At 41.2% G+C, this 15,738-nt stretch carries 15 protein-coding genes; all 15 read left to right on the plus strand.

Going from position 1 to position 15,738, the window contains the following annotated elements; all coding sequences use genetic code 11:
- Positions 1-32 precede the first annotated feature (32 nt).
- Positions 33-965, plus strand: a complete 933-nt coding sequence (locus A7968_RS10345; RefSeq protein ID WP_064666493.1) for a chemotaxis protein — start codon at positions 33-35, stop codon at positions 963-965.
- Positions 966-985: 20 nt separating this feature from the next.
- Positions 986-1,816, plus strand: coding sequence for a CheR family methyltransferase (locus A7968_RS10350; RefSeq protein ID WP_064666494.1), 831 nt, complete (start codon positions 986-988; stop codon positions 1,814-1,816).
- Between the two features lie 317 nt (positions 1,817-2,133).
- Entirely contained in the window at positions 2,134-2,544 is a 411-nt protein-coding gene (gene flgB / locus A7968_RS10355; protein ID WP_064666495.1) for a flagellar basal body rod protein FlgB, read from the plus strand.
- Between the two features lie 2 nt (positions 2,545-2,546).
- Entirely contained in the window at positions 2,547-2,978 is a 432-nt protein-coding gene (gene flgC / locus A7968_RS10360; RefSeq protein WP_064666496.1) for a flagellar basal body rod protein FlgC, read from the plus strand.
- Between the two features lie 14 nt (positions 2,979-2,992).
- A complete protein-coding gene (locus tag A7968_RS10365) occupies positions 2,993-3,673 on the plus strand; it encodes a flagellar hook assembly protein FlgD (RefSeq protein ID WP_064666497.1) in 681 nt (226 codons plus the stop codon).
- Positions 3,674-3,728: 55 nt separating this feature from the next.
- A complete protein-coding gene (gene flgE / locus A7968_RS10370; RefSeq protein WP_064666498.1) occupies positions 3,729-5,096 on the plus strand; it encodes a flagellar hook protein FlgE in 1,368 nt (455 codons plus the stop codon).
- A gap of 154 nt (positions 5,097-5,250) precedes the next feature.
- Positions 5,251-6,015, plus strand: a complete 765-nt coding sequence (locus tag A7968_RS10375; protein ID WP_064666499.1) for a flagellar basal body rod protein FlgF — start codon at positions 5,251-5,253, stop codon at positions 6,013-6,015.
- Positions 6,016-6,036: 21 nt separating this feature from the next.
- Entirely contained in the window at positions 6,037-6,825 is a 789-nt protein-coding gene (flgG, locus tag A7968_RS10380) for a flagellar basal-body rod protein FlgG (protein WP_064666500.1), read from the plus strand.
- An 18-nt stretch (positions 6,826-6,843) separates the two neighbouring features.
- Entirely contained in the window at positions 6,844-7,527 is a 684-nt protein-coding gene (flgH, locus tag A7968_RS10385; protein WP_064666501.1) for a flagellar basal body L-ring protein FlgH, read from the plus strand.
- Positions 7,528-7,539: 12 nt separating this feature from the next.
- Positions 7,540-8,634 carry a flagellar basal body P-ring protein FlgI gene (locus tag A7968_RS10390; RefSeq protein ID WP_064666502.1) on the plus strand — a complete coding sequence of 365 codons (1,095 nt, stop codon included), beginning with the start codon at positions 7,540-7,542 and terminating at the stop codon, positions 8,632-8,634.
- Positions 8,635-8,766: 132 nt separating this feature from the next.
- The gene (flgJ, locus tag A7968_RS10395; protein WP_064666503.1) at positions 8,767-9,735 is read left to right on the plus strand and encodes a flagellar assembly peptidoglycan hydrolase FlgJ; all 969 of its coding nucleotides are present in this window, start codon (positions 8,767-8,769) and stop codon (positions 9,733-9,735) included.
- Position 9,736: 1 nt separating this feature from the next.
- A complete protein-coding gene (flgK, locus tag A7968_RS10400) occupies positions 9,737-11,743 on the plus strand; it encodes a flagellar hook-associated protein FlgK (RefSeq protein WP_064666504.1) in 2,007 nt (668 codons plus the stop codon).
- Positions 11,744-11,745: 2 nt separating this feature from the next.
- On the plus strand, positions 11,746-12,978 hold the full coding sequence (flgL, locus tag A7968_RS10405; RefSeq protein ID WP_064666505.1) for a flagellar hook-associated protein FlgL: 1,233 nt from the start codon (positions 11,746-11,748) through the stop codon (positions 12,976-12,978).
- Positions 12,979-13,329: 351 nt separating this feature from the next.
- A complete protein-coding gene (locus tag A7968_RS10410; RefSeq protein ID WP_064666506.1) occupies positions 13,330-14,301 on the plus strand; it encodes a flagellin N-terminal helical domain-containing protein in 972 nt (323 codons plus the stop codon).
- Between the two features lie 438 nt (positions 14,302-14,739).
- A complete protein-coding gene (locus tag A7968_RS10415) occupies positions 14,740-15,714 on the plus strand; it encodes a flagellin N-terminal helical domain-containing protein (RefSeq protein WP_064666507.1) in 975 nt (324 codons plus the stop codon).
- Positions 15,715-15,738 lie beyond the last annotated feature (24 nt).

A 15,738-nucleotide genomic window follows, 5' to 3' on the forward strand; every position in this document is an offset into this window, starting at 1 on the left:
CCGTTATTGTTCGCTTTCTTTAGGAGATTGAAATGGCAGGCATTTTAGACTCAGTTAACCAACGTACTCAGTTGGTTGGGCAAAACCGCCTTGAATTATTATTATTCAAGCTCAGAGGGCGGCAGCGCTTTGGTATTAATGTGTTTAAAGTGAGAGAAGTACTGCAATGCCCTCCTTTAACAAATATGCCAAAGTCAAACCCTTACATAAGAGGGGTCGCGCACATTCGTGGGCAAACTATTTCAGTTATCGATTTATCGATGGCTGTAGGTGGCCCAGCGATCGAGAATATTAAAGATAGTTTTATCATCATTGCTGAATATAATCGCTCTGTGCAAGGTTTTTTAGTCGGTGGTGTTGAACGAATCGTTAATATGAATTGGGAAAAAATAATGCCACCGCCATCAGGAGCGGGTCGCTATTCATATTTAACTGCGGTAACAGAAATTGAAAACGAATTAGTAGAAATTCTCGACGTTGAAAAAATATTAAATGAAATCTGTCCGGTAAATACCGAAGTCAGTGCTGAAATAGCAAACGACGGTGAAATTCAAAAAGACTTAGGTGAGCGCATTGTATTTATTGCCGATGATTCTGCGGTTGCTCGTAATCAAGTTAAACGCGCGCTTGAACCATTAGGCGTGCAAACAGAGCTTGCTAAAAATGGTAAAGAAGCGCTGATACGTTTACGAGAGATTGCCGAGCTAGATTGTAAAAACGATATTACCGAGCGAGTAGGGTTATTGATCTCTGATGTTGAAATGCCAGAAATGGACGGCTATACATTGACAGCAGAAATTAAAGCCGACCCTAAGCTCGCCCCACTTCATGTGATTTTGCATACATCACTTAGTGGCGTATTTAATCAGGCGATGATTGAAAAAGTGGGCGCTGATGACTTTATTGCTAAGTTCAACCCGGATGAATTAGCGACAGCAGTGAAGAAATGGGTTCATTGTGACTAATTTGAAAAGGCGGTGTAACTTTGGAAAATAAGCATTTAGAGCAACGCGAGTACGATCAGTTTCGTTCTTTTTTAGAGCAACAATGCGGTATTGTGCTAGGTGATAATAAGCTTTATTTAGTCAAAAGCAGACTTGCTCCGCTAATGGTACGCTTTAATGTCGCATCATTGTCGCAACTAGTTAGTAAAACGCTGAGCCCACATGAGCGGCAGTTACGTGCCGCAGTAGTTGATGCTATGACCACCAATGAAACCTTGTGGTTTCGGGATCAATACCCGTTTGAACTACTACAAAGTAAATTATTTCCAGAACATAAAGAGTTACGTCGGCCGCTGAAAATTTGGTCTGCGGCAAGTTCGTCAGGCCAAGAGCCGTACTCTATAGCAATGTCGGTTGCTGAGTTTCAAGCTAAACAGCCAGGCGTGTTAAAAATGGGCGCTCAGATCATCGGCACCGATATTTCTAATACCATGTTGGATATGTGCAAGCATGCAGAATATGACTCGCTTGCTTTAGCGCGCGGGCTGTCGATAGAGCGTAGGAAAAAGTTTTTCAAAGATAGCGGCAATGGTATGGCGCAAGTGAATGATTCAATCAAGAAATTGGTCAGTTTTCGCCATCTCAACTTGTTGGATTCATATGCGTTAATGGGTAAATTCGATATTATTTTTTGCCGTAATGTACTCATTTATTTTGCTCCAGAAGTTAAAGCAAAAATTATTGCGCAATTCGCGCAGGCGCTTAATCCTAAAGGGTACTTATTCTTAGGAGCCTCGGAATCGATGTCGGGCTTAAGTGACGAGTTTGATATGGTGCGTTGCAACCCCGGTATTATTTACCAAAAGAAATAATATTTTAAAATTAAGACCTTACTGCCCCTATAACTAGGCTCGCGTTTATCTTGTGTAAATAAAGCTCTTTTGCACAAGATACACCCGTAGGAAATGGCTTTAGCCATGAATTTCCAACTACTCGGTTTTAGGATCCTAACGGCTAGTCACTTCCCTAGAACCTAGTTCCTATATTTAACGTAAACGCGCTGGCAAGCCACTCCCTACAAGTAATGTAAACACCGAGTTGCTCCCCTAGACCTTTATCTCCCTAGCAGCTAGTTAAACTGGCTCACCTTTTGCATTAAACATCCTAAGTCAATTTTTTGGAGATGGTTATGGCTATCAGTTTTGATAAAGCATTTGGGGTTCATCCTCATGCAATGTTGATCCGTTCGCAACGTGCAGAGTTATTAGCAACCAATATCGCTAATGCTGATACGCCGGGCTATAAAGCGAAAGACATCGACTTTGCCTCAGCGTTAAAAGCGGCAAAAAGCCACCAACAAGGCGGCAATAACATGGTCACAACGGATGCAAATCACATTGCCGGTGGCAGTCGTTATGTTGGTAATAGTGAAATGTTTCGCTCGCCAAATCAAGCAGATACAGGTGATGGTAACTCTGTTGATATACAAGTGGAACGAAACTTGTATACAAAGAACTCATTAGAGTATCAGGCAAGCCTGCAATTTATGAGTGGTAAAATTTCAGGCCTTAAAAAAGCCCTCGGTAGTCAAGGAGCCTAAGCATGAGTTTATATAACGTTTTTGATATTTCGGGTACAGGTATGAGTGCACAAAATGTGCGTTTGAATACAACCGCGAGTAATATTTCGAATGCGAATACCATTAGCTCAAGCCAAGACAAAACGTACCGAGCGCGTCACCCTGTTTTTGCCGCTGAGCTGATGAAAGCATCAGAATCAACGGGTAACAATCAGGGGTCGTCTGTTGGCGTTAAAGTACTAGGCATTGTAGAGAGTGATAAACCGCTACAAATTGAATATAACCCAAATCACCCCAGTGCGGATGAAAACGGTTATATCTACAAACCTAACGTTAATGTCGTTGAAGAAATGGCTAATATGATTTCTGCCTCACGCTCTTATCAAACCAATGTGCAAGTTGCTGATGCAGCGAAGCAAATGTTAAGTAAAACACTGTTGCTTGGGCAGCGGTAATTGAGGGTTAGATTATGAGTAACGATATCAGCACTGCATCGTCAAGTTACATTGATTCACTTCGCGGGACGAATAACCAAGTTACTGGCGAAAAGAAAAGTGATGCACTAACGCAAGAAGATTTCTTCTCGTTGTTAACGCAGCAGCTGTCGTTTCAAGATCCCAGCAAACCTGCAGATAACGATCAAATGATTGCGCAGATGACTAATTTTACTATGGCGGAAGGTATTTCTAACCTCAATAGTAACTTTCAATCATTGGCTGCATCAATGACATCTAATTCAGCATTACAGGCTTCTACACTTGTGGGCAAGCAGGCGCTATTAGAATCGAATAGTTTAGACCTAAATGATACCGGCAGTGCAAAAGGTACTGTGGTTGCCGAAAAACCAGTTGAGAATCTATTTTTAAGAATTGAAGATTCTTCCGGACAGCTGGTACGCAGTATTGATTTAGGTGCGCAATCAGCAGGTGCTATCCGCTTTGAATGGGATGGAATGAATGAGAATAAAGAACGTTTACCACCTGGTGAATATAAAATTAAGGCTGAAGGGCAGCTAAATGGTGAATACACCAGTTTGCCTATTGCTACTTTTAAGAATATCGAAAGTGTCAATATCAACGGTGCCAACGGCATTATTATTAACACCAAAGAAGGTGCGGTTAGGCTAACTGACGTTGCAGAAATCGCGTAAAAATTTAATTATTAGTTAGCCTTCGGCTACACATTGATAGAGTTAGAGGTGAATTATGAGCTTCAATATTGCATTAACTGGCATAGCTGCCGCACAAAAAGACTTAGATGTCACAGCAAATAACATTGCTAACGTAAATACCACAGGTTTTAAAGAGTCACGCGCTGAGTTTGCAGATGTCTATGCATCTTCGGTGTTTAGCTCAGGGAAAACTAAAAATGGTGACGGTGTACAAACCACTATGGTTGCGCAGCAATTTCATCAAGGTTCATTAAAGTTCACTCAGAACTCTTTGGATTTAGCGATCACCGGTGAGGGTTATTTTGCCATGAGCCAAGATTTAGGCGCGCAAGATTTCACCTATACCCGTGCTGGTGCGTTTAAATTAAACAAAGATAATTTTATCGTTGATGCGAAAGGTAATTTTTTACAAGGCTTCCCTGTTGATGAAGCTACTGGTGATACAACATCAGTAAGCTTAAGCACGTCATCGGCGTTACAAATTCCTGATTCATCGGGTTCGCCGCGTGCAACAACTAATGTATATTCATCATTTAACTTAGACTCACGTGCAGCACCGCCATCAGTGACAACGTTTGATCCAGAAACTAGCGCATCGTATAACAGCTCTACATCAACAACTCTATATGATTCATTAGGTGAACCGCATGTTTTACAATTTTTCTTTGTGAAAACAGATTCAACAGCAACAGGTAATGATAACGAATGGCAAGTATATACAACCTTAGATAAAAAGCCATTTAGCCCAGCGGGTGTCGAAGAGACTGCTGCGCCGTACACACCATTATCAACTTTTCAATTTGATGCCAGTGGTTTACCACTAAGCACTGACGGTGCAGCTAATACGAGCGCTACTTTCAACCCATTAGCATTACCAAGTGGTGCAGGAGCGGCAGTTGGTCTTTCTGATTTACTAACCAATGGTGCTAGCTTTCCAGAAGATGTAAATATTAATTGGCGTGATGAAGCCGGTACAGCAAATAAAGTACCAACCCAATATGCTAGTCGCTTTGAAGTCAAAGCGTTAGAGCAAGATGGTGCAACAGTAGGGCGTTTAGCTGGTATTGATATTGGCACGGATGGGAAGATTGTTGCTTCGTATAGTAATGGCGATACCTCATTTTTAGGTCAAGTTGCCATGGTTCGCTTCTCTAACTCTCAAGGTTTACAGCAAGCTGGTGATACTGGTTGGAAAAAAAGTTTAACCTCAGGTGAGCCGATTGCTGGAGAACCAGGTTCAGGTACTTTAGGTTCAATTAATTCATCGGCGTTAGAACAATCAAACGTTAACTTAACCAATGAGCTGGTTGACTTGATCAGCGCACAACGTAACTTCCAAGCCAACTCTCGTGCGCTTGAAGTGAACTCAACGCTACAGCAAAATATCTTGCAGATCCGATAATTTCGGTTCTACTTTTTATAATCCGACACCGAGGCCGCTATTTTTAGCGGCCTTTTTTATTTACCTCATATCTTGCTAGCATTTATCACGTCAATTTATTGTGGCACTTATCTTGCATTTATCATTTTATAGATTTTTAACGTGAGTCGATGTTATGGACAAGATGGTCTACATTGCAGCGTCTGGGGCTAAGCAAAGTTTGCGGGGCCTAGAGCTTAAAGCAAATAATTTAGCAAACGCGAATACCACAGGTTTTAAATCGGACTTCGCGCAAGCTCGCTCGATGCAAGCGTTTGGTGAAGGTTTACCAACGCGTGTTTTTACTATGCAGGAACGTCCTGGTTCGAATATGACATCCGGCGGTATCGTTGAAACTGGCCGTGATCTTGACATTGCGATGAGCGATAAAGGCTGGTTAACAGTACAAGATGCATCAGGTAACGAAGCTTATACCAAAGTCGGTACGCTGAATATTACCCCTGATGGCGCGTTAATGACTAGTCATGGCCGTCAAGTTGTTGGCGAAGGTGGACCTATCATCTTACCGTTACCAATTGAAAAAATTGAATTCAGCGAAGATGGCTCGATCCAAGTACGCCCGCAAGGAGCGCCAGCCAACTTTTTAGAAGTTGTCGACCGTTTAAAAGTAATTAAAGCGAACAATTCAGAGCTTGAAAAAGGCAATGATGGTCTGTTTCGACCAAAACCTGAATTGCTTGAAAATGATATTTGTGGATTTTGTGACATCTCTAATGATGTAAAAGTGCTCAGTGGCACCTTAGAAATGTCAAATGTGAATCCAGTACATGAAATGGTGGATATGATAAGCCATCAACGCCAATTTGAATTACAAGTTAAGCTGATGAAAACGGCAGAAGAAATTGACGAACGACATACTCAATTACTGCGTATTGTTTAACTTTATTGAGAGGACATTAGTATGAATCCTGCATTGTGGATAAGTAAAACTGGGCTTGATGCTCAACAAACCGATATATCGGTGATCTCAAATAATTTAGCCAATGCCAGCACCGTTGGTTATAAGAAAAGCCGTGCGGTGTTTGAAGATTTGCTGTACCAAAATATTAATCAGCCGGGTGGTCGTTCATCACAAGATACCGAGATGCCATCAGGTTTAATGCTCGGTGCAGGTACTAAAGTTGTTGCCAACCAGAAAAACTTTTCGCAAGGTAATATGTTAACCACTGAGAATTCATTGGATTGGATGATCTCCGGCCCGGGTTTTTTTGAGGTGTTGCAGCCTGACGGTAATATTGCCTACTCTCGAAATGGTCAATTTACTACCGATGAAGATGGCCGCATTGTCACCGCAGGTGCTGGTTTTCCAGTACAGCCGGAAATGAATGTGCCTGATGATGCGCAGTCAATTACCGTATCGCAAGATGGCGAAGTATCTGTGCGCATTGCCGGGCAGCCTGAAAATGTGGTGATTGGTCAGCTGACGATCAGCGACTTTATTAATCCATCGGGCCTTGAACCAGTAGGGCAAAATTTATACACCGAAACAGCTGTCAGTGGTGCACCTGTACAAGGTAACCCTGGACTTGAAGGCTTAGGTACGGTTGTGCAAGGTGCACTTGAAACGTCTAACGTAAATGTAACCGAAGAATTAGTTAACCTGATTGAAACGCAACGTATTTATGAGATGAATTCAAAAGTGATTTCAGCGGTTGATGAAATGATGAGTTATATCAGTCAGCAACTTTAATTAATTTGGAGCAAGGTTATGCGTAATTTATCTATAGTCTTCACTGGCGCATTTATCTTGAGTGGTTGTATGACGACTCAAAATCTTCATGTGGTTCAAGATGATCCATACTATGCTCCTATGTATCCAGAGCCTGCTGCTGAGCAAGTAGTGCCAACAGGATCATTGTTTGATAGTTATTTATCAAACGATTTATATTCGGATAAAAAAGCTTTACGTACAGGCGATATCATTACAGTAAAACTGCAAGAAGCAACTCAAGCAACGAAAGCGGCAAAAACTGAAACAGATAAAGAAAGTGACGCAAATCTTGATCCTGTGATTGGTTTAGGTGGACTACCCGTCAATATTGGTGGAGACAGTATCCAATTTGGTATTGGCAGTGATTCATCGTTTAAAGGTGACTCTAAATCGAATCAGTCAAATAGCTTGTTTGGTGATATATCGGTCAATGTGATGCGAGTATTGCCCAATGGTAACTTAGTGATCCGTGGTGAAAAGTGGCTTACCTTAAACACCGGTGAAGAATTTATTCGTCTAGAAGGGCTTGTTCGCCCGCAAGATGTAACCGCAGATAATACTGTGACCTCTAACAGAATTGCCAATGCACGCATTCAATATTCTGGTAAAGGGCAAATACAAGAGACACAAAGTGGCGGCTGGTTAACCCGGTTCTTCAGTAGTGCTCTGTTCCCTTTTTAAAGGATGTTGATAATGAATAACTTAAAAGTGTTGTTGTGTGTATGTTTATTGGGTTGGCATTATAGTGCCAGCGCTGAACGTATCAAAGATGTATCAATGGTTGAGGGTGTTCGTTCAAACCAGTTAGTCGGTTATGGTCTGGTAGTTGGTTTACCGGGCACAGGAGAGCAAAGCCGTTTTACTGAACAAAGCTTTAAAGCCATGCTGAATAGCTTTGGCATCACCATGGCCTCAAATTTAAAGCCCAAGATAAAAAATGTGGCCGCGGTTGCTGTTCATGCCGAATTACCTGCATTTAGAAAACCCGGTCAAACAATTGATATTACCGTTTCTTCGATTGGTAGTGCCGGTAGTTTACGCGGCGGCACATTACTGCAAACCTTCTTAAAAGGAGTTGACGGTAATACCTATGCGGTAGCACAAGGTAGTTTGATTGTGGGTGGTTTAGGTGTTGAAGGCGCGGATGGAAGTAGGGTTGTAATGAATACCCCAACAGTTGGGCGTATTCCTAACGGCGCAACAGTCGAACGTGCAATTAAAAGCCCTTTTATGCAAGGTGATTACATTACCTTTAATTTGAACCGTCCTGACTTTACGACTGCAAAACGTTTAGAGCAAACGATTAATGAGTTGGTTGGCCCTGATAGTGCCCATGCACTTGATGCCGCATCAATTCGTGTGATTGCTCCGCGTGATGCATCACAGCGCGTTGCTTATTTATCAACGCTTGAAAATCTTGAGTTTAAACCGGCAGATACATCAGCAAAAATTATTGTCAACTCACGGACAGGGACTATTGTAATAGGCAAAAATGTTAAATTACAAGCAGCGGCAATTACCCATGGTGGCCTAACGGTTACCATTGCAGAACAACAGAATGTATCGCAACCTAATGCGTTAAGTGAAGGGGAAACTGTTGTTACTAACCAAAGTATCATCGACGTTGACCAAGATGACTCACGGGCATTTGTGTTTAACCCTGGCGTGAGCCTTGATGACTTAGTACGCGCAATTAATGAAGTTGGTGCTGCACCAGGTGATTTAATGGCGATACTCGAAGCATTAAAAGAAGCTGGGGCTATTAGTGGCCAACTTGTTGTAATTTAATTATGAAAGGCCCTAGGTTCTAGGTTACTAGAATTTAGGGTATATTCCGCCTTCCTTTCCTGCATAGTAATTTCCTATTGGCGCAATTATTGCATTGTTAATTTCATTATTAATCACTGTGTCAAATTGCTGATGGATACTAATCATCTCGATAAACAAAACTTCTTTGATTTAGGTAATCTTAATACTTTACGCCAAGATGCCTTAAAAAGTGATGCCTCGCCAGAAGCATCAAAAGAAGCATTAAAAAAAGCAGCGGCACAATTTGAATCTATTTTTACGCAGATGTTGCTTAAAAGCATGCGCAAGGCCAATGAAGCGTTTGAAGATAAAGACAGCCCATTCAATTCCAGTGGCGTAAAGTTTTTTGAAGAAATGCATGACCAGCAGTTATCAGTTGATCTTTCGTCAAAAGGCTCATTGGGCTTAGCCGATCTGATTGTGCAACAACTCTCTCCTGATGCAAAAGGCTTTACCCCAAGCTCGGTGCTACGTACCACTGATAATTTCAGTAGTGATCAACGTGCAAGCGGTAAAAGTGCTGATAGTTCGCCTGACATGGCTGCTGTTACTAGCAGCTCATCAACAGCGAAGAAGCCGCAATTTGAAAATGCAGAAGACTTTATTAGTAGTGTTTGGGAGCATGCCAAAACAGCGGCTGAAAAAATTGGTTTAAACCCAGCAGTAATGGTTGCCCAAGCGGCGCTCGAGACGGGGTGGGGTAAGCATATTATTAATAAAAGTGATGGTAATAGCAGTTTTAACTTGTTCAATATCAAATCAGATAGAAGCTGGCAGGGTGAGAAAGCCAATAAAATGACACTAGAATTTGAGCAAGGCACGCCAGTAAAAAAACAAGCCAGCTTTCGGGCTTATGAATCGATTAAAGACAGCGTGAATGACTTTGTACAGTTTTTGACAGAAAACCCACGCTACCAAGAAGCATTACAAAATACCGCAAAACCAGCTGCCTTTTTAGATTCACTTCAAAAAGCTGGTTATGCCACAGATCCCAATTACGCTGACAAAATTAAGCAGGTGTTAAACCACACAGAGCTTAAAACATTGGCGACATCATTGGTTCGCCAAGGAGTAAATTAACATGTCGTTTAACATATTTGACATAGCAAGCTCAGGAGTTCGTGCTAGCTCTGAGTTACTGCAAACCACCAGTAAGAACATTGCTAATGTGAATACGGTGGGTTATGTACGCGAACGTACAGAGCACATGACCATGATCGACAATCAAGTGGGTCGTGGAGATACCTATCGCTTATTAAATGAGTTTGCGCAAAAACAACTTAACCGCGATACCTCAAATAAAACCTTTTTTGATCAATTTGTTACTGAAGCAAGTCGTGTTGATACCTTATTTTCAGAAGAATCAAACAGTTTGTCGACCAGTGTTAATTCCTTTTTTAACAATATTCAAGAAAGTTTAAATCAACCGTCTTCATCTGTTGCACGTTCATTAGTGATGACAGATGCAGAAAACTTGCTTGATCAGATGGATAGGCTCTCAGGTATCGTTTTTGATCAGAAAAATATTGTGAATGAGCAACTAGAGGTTTTTTCTGATGAAGCTAATACGTTAATTCAAAATATTAGCAGCTTGAATAAGCAAATAGCGACCGTAAATGGTACTAGTAACGAAGCAGACTCAAGCACTATGTATAACGAGCGAGATTTAGCTATTCGTAAGTTATCAGAATTAATCGATGTAGAAACACTCGATGGTCCTAATGGCGAAAAACTGGTTTTTATGGGCACAGGTGAATCACTAGTAATGCAGGATGGTGCGTTTAACTTATTTTCGATGACTGGCGATCCGGATCCTAATTTCAAAGAATTACATCTTGATATAGATGGCGGCAAAGCCGTGCCGCTCGAAGTTGATGCGAGTAAATTAAAAGGTAAAATAGGTGGCCTACTGGCATTTCGTGATGACATTTTAGTACCAGCACAAAATCAACTTGGGCAAATGGGGCTTGCGATTGCGGATGCGTTTAATCAGCAAAATCGTTTAGGCATGGATGGCAATGGTGAACTCGGTGGGGATATTTTTGCTATTCCGACTGTGGGAGCTTATGCCTATCAAGCCAACACGGGTAATTCAAGTATGACGGCTACCTTAGAGCCGGGCAAAGGCAGTGAAATACCTGCCAGTGATTTTATTGTTACTTATACTAGTGGTACAACCGTTGAAATACAGCCAGTAGATAATAAAGGTGAGCCATTAGGTGCCCCTTCAACCGCGGATATCGTGGCTGGCGTCATTGATTCATCGACTATTACAGGCGGGGAATCGTTTGGTTTACAATTAACTGTGTCGGGTAGTGGTAATGCTGGTGATCAATTCTCAGTGAAGCTTAATGCAGAAGCTGCATCTAGTTTAACGCTTGCGACAAATAGACCTGAAGCACTCGCATTAGCATCGCCAATCCGTACCGCGGGTAATATAAATAATACCGGTAATGCTAATATATCGGTTGGCACAGTGAGCAGTGTAACGAGTGGTGGGTTTACAACGACAAGTCCACCTGGTTTAGCAAATGGTGATATCAGTATTGTTAAAACCGCAAACGCAAATGAATACACGCTAACGGATGGGAGTGGTACAACAACATTTACTATCACTCCTCCTGCTGAGAATATGCTCGCTCAAGCGGGAGCGCCTTATGACACTTACGGGTTTGATTTTAACATTGAAGGAACCCCCGCTGTAGGTGATAGCTTTACTTTGGAGTTTAACGAAGGTGGCTTTGATGATAATCGCAATGGCTTACTGTTGGCAGGACTACAAAGTGGTGAGTTAGTACGGCAGAATGTGACCACAACCGCATCGGCTGATAATCATAAAACATTTAATCAAGCTTATGCTGGGCTTGTCACTGATATAGGTGTGGTAACCAATCAAGCTATGACTAACGGGGCTGCTTTTGACGCATTAGCCCAACAGTCAGAGGCGTGGTATGAGTCGCTTTCAGGAGTAAACTTAGACGAAGAAGCTGCCAATTTATTACGTTTTCAGCAATCTTACGCAGCTTCTGCACAAGTACTTTCAGCTGCTCGTACAATTTTCGACACTCTACTTAGTGCTGCGAGGTAATTATGCGTTTATCAAATAACCAAATGTATCAAAATAGCTTAAACTCTATTTTGAATAACCAGCAGAATGTTAATAAAGCGCAAGAGCAAGTTAATACTCAAAAGCGTGTATTGACAGCTGCTGATGATCCATCGGCAACCGCGCGGGCTTTACTGTATACCGACCGTATTCAAGCTAATGAACAGTATAGTAAAAACATTACCATGCTGACGAGTCGCTTAAATACCCAAGAGAGTGTGCTGGAAAATATTAAAGGCTCACTTGAAAAAGCTTATACCTTGGCAATTCAAGCCGGTAACGGGGTTTATACGGATATAGACCGTGAGGGCATCGCGGAGGAGCTTAAATCAATACAAAGTAGTGTGCTCGATTTAATGAATGCTAAAACTGAAGATGGCAAATATATATTTTCAGGTTATCAAGATAACACGCAAACCTATTCTCTCGATTCATCAACAGGCAAATATGTTTATGGTGGCGATCAAGGCCAGCACAAGATCAAAGTAGCAGAAGGGGTTGAGATAAAATCAAGTGATAACGGCTTTGATACCTTCGAAAAGGTTAATGCGCGTTTAAATGTTGCCTCTAATGATGGTGTTGCATCTGGTGGCATCACCAGCGCTCAAGTATATGTACGAGAGCAAGCACAATTTGATGCATTTCATAAAGCCAACTATAACGCAGATCCTAGCGCTGCAGCTGGAGCAAACACGTTTAATATTATTACAACCGCCGGCAGCCCAAATTCATATTCAGTAGAGCAAGGCGGTAATGTGGTTGCTTCAGGCACATTTGATGGTTCAACTCTTAAAGTCGCTGGCATGGAAATCAGTATGAGCCCTGTTGCAACCGGGCAAGTGGACTTTACACTTGAGGCTCCGCAAAAAGAAAACGTGTTAAATACGCTAAGTGACTTAATCGCAGGCCTAACTGATCCAACACTGAGTCAAGACGATTATGATCAAGTACTCGCTGCTGCGATGATCCAAATTGATAACAGTAAAAATACTGTATCTTTAACTCAAGCAGGATTAGGAGGGCGATTAAATACCACTGAAAAAATCACCCAATCGAATAGTGATCTGGATGTGAATAATAAATCATCGCGAGCAGATCTAGTTGAACTTGATATGGCAGAAGCAATCACAGAGCTCACTAAGCAAGAAACGGCACTGCAAGCTTCACAGGCAACGTTTGGCCGCTTAGCTAAACTTTCATTGTTTGATTACTTATAAGTAAGCTATAAGAACACCAAGAGTAAGGCAAAACATTGCCTTACTTTGCTATTTTCCCACCTTCTAAGACTCTTATCTTTATTATTTAATTACTTAGCTGATACTGAACTAGAACATCTTTCGTTAACCGCATAGCGTTGTTTTCGGTGTGTGATAATTGTTTTATGTGGCTAAAAGTTATTTAATAACAATGAGATAATAAAATAATTAAAAAAAACTTAAAAAAAGCTAAAGGATTTTTCGAGCAGACCGATAACTTAATTAACCAAGCAAAGCGTTGTAAATAACAACCACTGCTTAATCTAAGTAAGTTTGAGAGTAAATGATAAGTTTACTTCGGGAGAGATAATCATGGCTTTATATGTAAATACAAATGTTAGTGCATTAAACGCACAAAGACAATTAAATAACTCTGGTAACGCACTAGACACCTCATTCCAACGTTTATCATCAGGTTTGCGCATTAACAGTGCAAAAGATGACGCGGCTGGCCTACAAATTTCAGACCGTTTAACATCACAAATTAACGGTTTGAACCAAGGTAACCGTAATGCGAATGATGGCATTTCACTTGCACAAACAGCTGAGGGGGCACTTGACGAAGTTACTGCAATGTTTCAACGAGTACGTACTCTTGCACAACAAGCAACTAATGGCTCAAATACTGATGAAGACCGCTTAGCGATTCAAGAAGAAATTAGGTCTTTGTCCGCTGAAGTAAACCGAGTTGCAGAAGATACAACTTTTGGTGGTCAAAACCTATTAGATGGTACGTATGATGCCAAGTTCCAAGTTGGCGCTGACGCGGTTCAAACAATTGGCTTTAGTATGCAAAATGTAGGTGGTACCGCCGCAACTAACAGTATCTCTACAAATGGTGGATTTACTATGTCAGGTATTGCAGGAGTTGCCAGTGCTGTTGGTGGTAAAGGCTTAACTACCCTTGCAGCTGGTGTATCTGATATCGCAGGCTCTGCAATTGGCGCTACTAGTGATTTTGCTACTAAGTTTACTGAAACTGGTATCAGTGTTTCATCACAAACAAATGCGCAGTATGTTTTAGCTGGTATGGATGCAATGATTGCTGTAGTTGACAAAAAGCGTGCCGAGTTAGGTGCAGTGCAAAATCGTTTCCAATCAACTATCCGTAACCAATCGAACATTGCTGAAAACTTAAGTGCTGCAAAATCACGTATTAAAGATACCGATTTTGCGCAAGAAACAGCTAACTTAACAAAAATGCAGATTCTACAACAGGCTAGCCAAACAATCTTGAGTCAAGCAAATCAGCGTCCACAGGCTGCATTAAGTCTACTTGGGTAAGATTAGGTATTGAGTCGTCAATAATTTGACCTAAAAGAGAAGCGCCTTTGTCTAATGGGGTATTAACAAAGGCGCTATTGAAGGATTGTAAAGCGGAGGCTTAAAAATCCATCTTTAGTGTTCTAACATTTGTAAGAACATAAAAAACAAAGCATAAAGTGTGCCACTTTCTGTTTTTAAAACCCACTCTCAAACTTATCTTTCAAAGGCTTCTTTAAGAAGCCTTTTTTCATTGTGTATCCTCAATATATTATTCTTTGCGCAATTATAAAAAGTTGGCCTAAAGCTTGCTCTAGTCTTATTAAGTTTTAACTAACCTGCAAAGTGGCAGTTTTTTGCCCCAGGCAATTAAAGTTTGCCGTTGTAATGAGTCACTTTGTCAAATACCACCACCTCAAGGTGATGGCTTAACTTTGACAGATAAGAAGAGAGTTTATTATGGCTTTATATGTAAATACAAATGTGAGTGCATTAAATGCGCAAAGACAACTTGAAAGAACTGGAGGTGACCTTGATACCTCATTCAAACGTCTATCTTCAGGTTTACGTATTAATAGTGCTGCAGATGATGCGGCAGGTTTGCAAATCTCTGATCGCTTACAATCGCAAATCCTGGGTTTAAACCAAGGTAACCGAAATGCCAATGATGGAATTTCATTAGCACAAACAGCTGAAGGTGCAATGGATGAAATTACGTCGACTTTTCAACGTATTCGAACACTGGCACAACAATCTGCTAATGGGTCAAATACCGACGAAGATCGTTTGGCAATTCAAGAAGAGATCCGTCAATTATCTGCAGAGGTAAATCGAATTGCTGCCGACACCACATTTGGTGGCCAAAATCTTCTAGATGGTAGTTATGCTGCGAGTTTTCAAGTTGGCGCAGATGCAGTACAGACTATTGGTTTTAGTATGCAGGATGTAGGCACTTCTGCCGGAGGGGCGAATAGTGTTTCGGCCAATGGTGGGTTTACTATGTCTGGTATTGCGAGTATTGCTTCAGCCGTTGCTGGTAAGGGGATGTCTACATTAGCAGCGGGTATCAGTAATGTTTCTTCTTCATTAACAGAAGCTACAGTTGGTTTTAGTAGTATTACAGCCGGTGGGATTAGTGTTTCTAGCCAAGGAAATGCGCAACTAGTTTTTGCTGCTATGGATGCAATGATAGCTGTTGTTGATAAAAAGCGTGCTGAATTAGGTGCTGTACAAAATAGATTTCAATCTACAATCCGTAACCAAGCTAATATCTCTGAAAATCTAGCATCTGCAAAATCTCGGATTAAAGACGCTGACTTTGCAATGGAAACGGCTAACCTAACAAAAAACCAAATTTTACAACAAGCTAGTCAAACTATTTTAGGCCAAGCAAATCAACGACCTCAAGCCGCATTAAGCTTATTACAAGGTTAAAAATTAAATAAAAGTTAAAAATTT

The sequence above is a fragment of the Pseudoalteromonas prydzensis genome, from assembly GCF_001661495.1.
Classification (GTDB): Bacteria; Pseudomonadota; Gammaproteobacteria; order Enterobacterales; family Alteromonadaceae; genus Pseudoalteromonas; species Pseudoalteromonas prydzensis.

Excerpts from the sequence above, each read along its gene's own strand:
- A7968_RS10345 (WP_064666493.1), top strand. The coding sequence starts at position 33 with ATGGCAGGCATTTTAGACTCAGTTAACCAACGTACTCAGTTGGTTGGG.
- flgB (WP_064666495.1), top strand. The coding sequence starts at position 2,134 with ATGGCTATCAGTTTTGATAAAGCATTTGGGGTTCATCCTCATGCAATG.
- flgC (WP_064666496.1), top strand. The coding sequence starts at position 2,547 with ATGAGTTTATATAACGTTTTTGATATTTCGGGTACAGGTATGAGTGCA.
- A7968_RS10365 (WP_064666497.1), top strand. The coding sequence starts at position 2,993 with ATGAGTAACGATATCAGCACTGCATCGTCAAGTTACATTGATTCACTT.
- flgE (WP_064666498.1), top strand. The coding sequence starts at position 3,729 with ATGAGCTTCAATATTGCATTAACTGGCATAGCTGCCGCACAAAAAGAC.
- A7968_RS10375 (WP_064666499.1), top strand. The coding sequence starts at position 5,251 with ATGGACAAGATGGTCTACATTGCAGCGTCTGGGGCTAAGCAAAGTTTG.
- flgG (WP_064666500.1), top strand. The coding sequence starts at position 6,037 with ATGAATCCTGCATTGTGGATAAGTAAAACTGGGCTTGATGCTCAACAA.
- flgH (WP_064666501.1), top strand. The coding sequence starts at position 6,844 with ATGCGTAATTTATCTATAGTCTTCACTGGCGCATTTATCTTGAGTGGT.
- A7968_RS10390 (WP_064666502.1), top strand. The coding sequence starts at position 7,540 with ATGAATAACTTAAAAGTGTTGTTGTGTGTATGTTTATTGGGTTGGCAT.
- flgJ (WP_064666503.1), top strand. The coding sequence starts at position 8,767 with ATGGATACTAATCATCTCGATAAACAAAACTTCTTTGATTTAGGTAAT.
- flgK (WP_064666504.1), top strand. The coding sequence starts at position 9,737 with ATGTCGTTTAACATATTTGACATAGCAAGCTCAGGAGTTCGTGCTAGC.
- flgL (WP_064666505.1), top strand. The coding sequence starts at position 11,746 with ATGCGTTTATCAAATAACCAAATGTATCAAAATAGCTTAAACTCTATT.
- A7968_RS10410 (WP_064666506.1), top strand. The coding sequence starts at position 13,330 with ATGGCTTTATATGTAAATACAAATGTTAGTGCATTAAACGCACAAAGA.
- A7968_RS10415 (WP_064666507.1), top strand. The coding sequence starts at position 14,740 with ATGGCTTTATATGTAAATACAAATGTGAGTGCATTAAATGCGCAAAGA.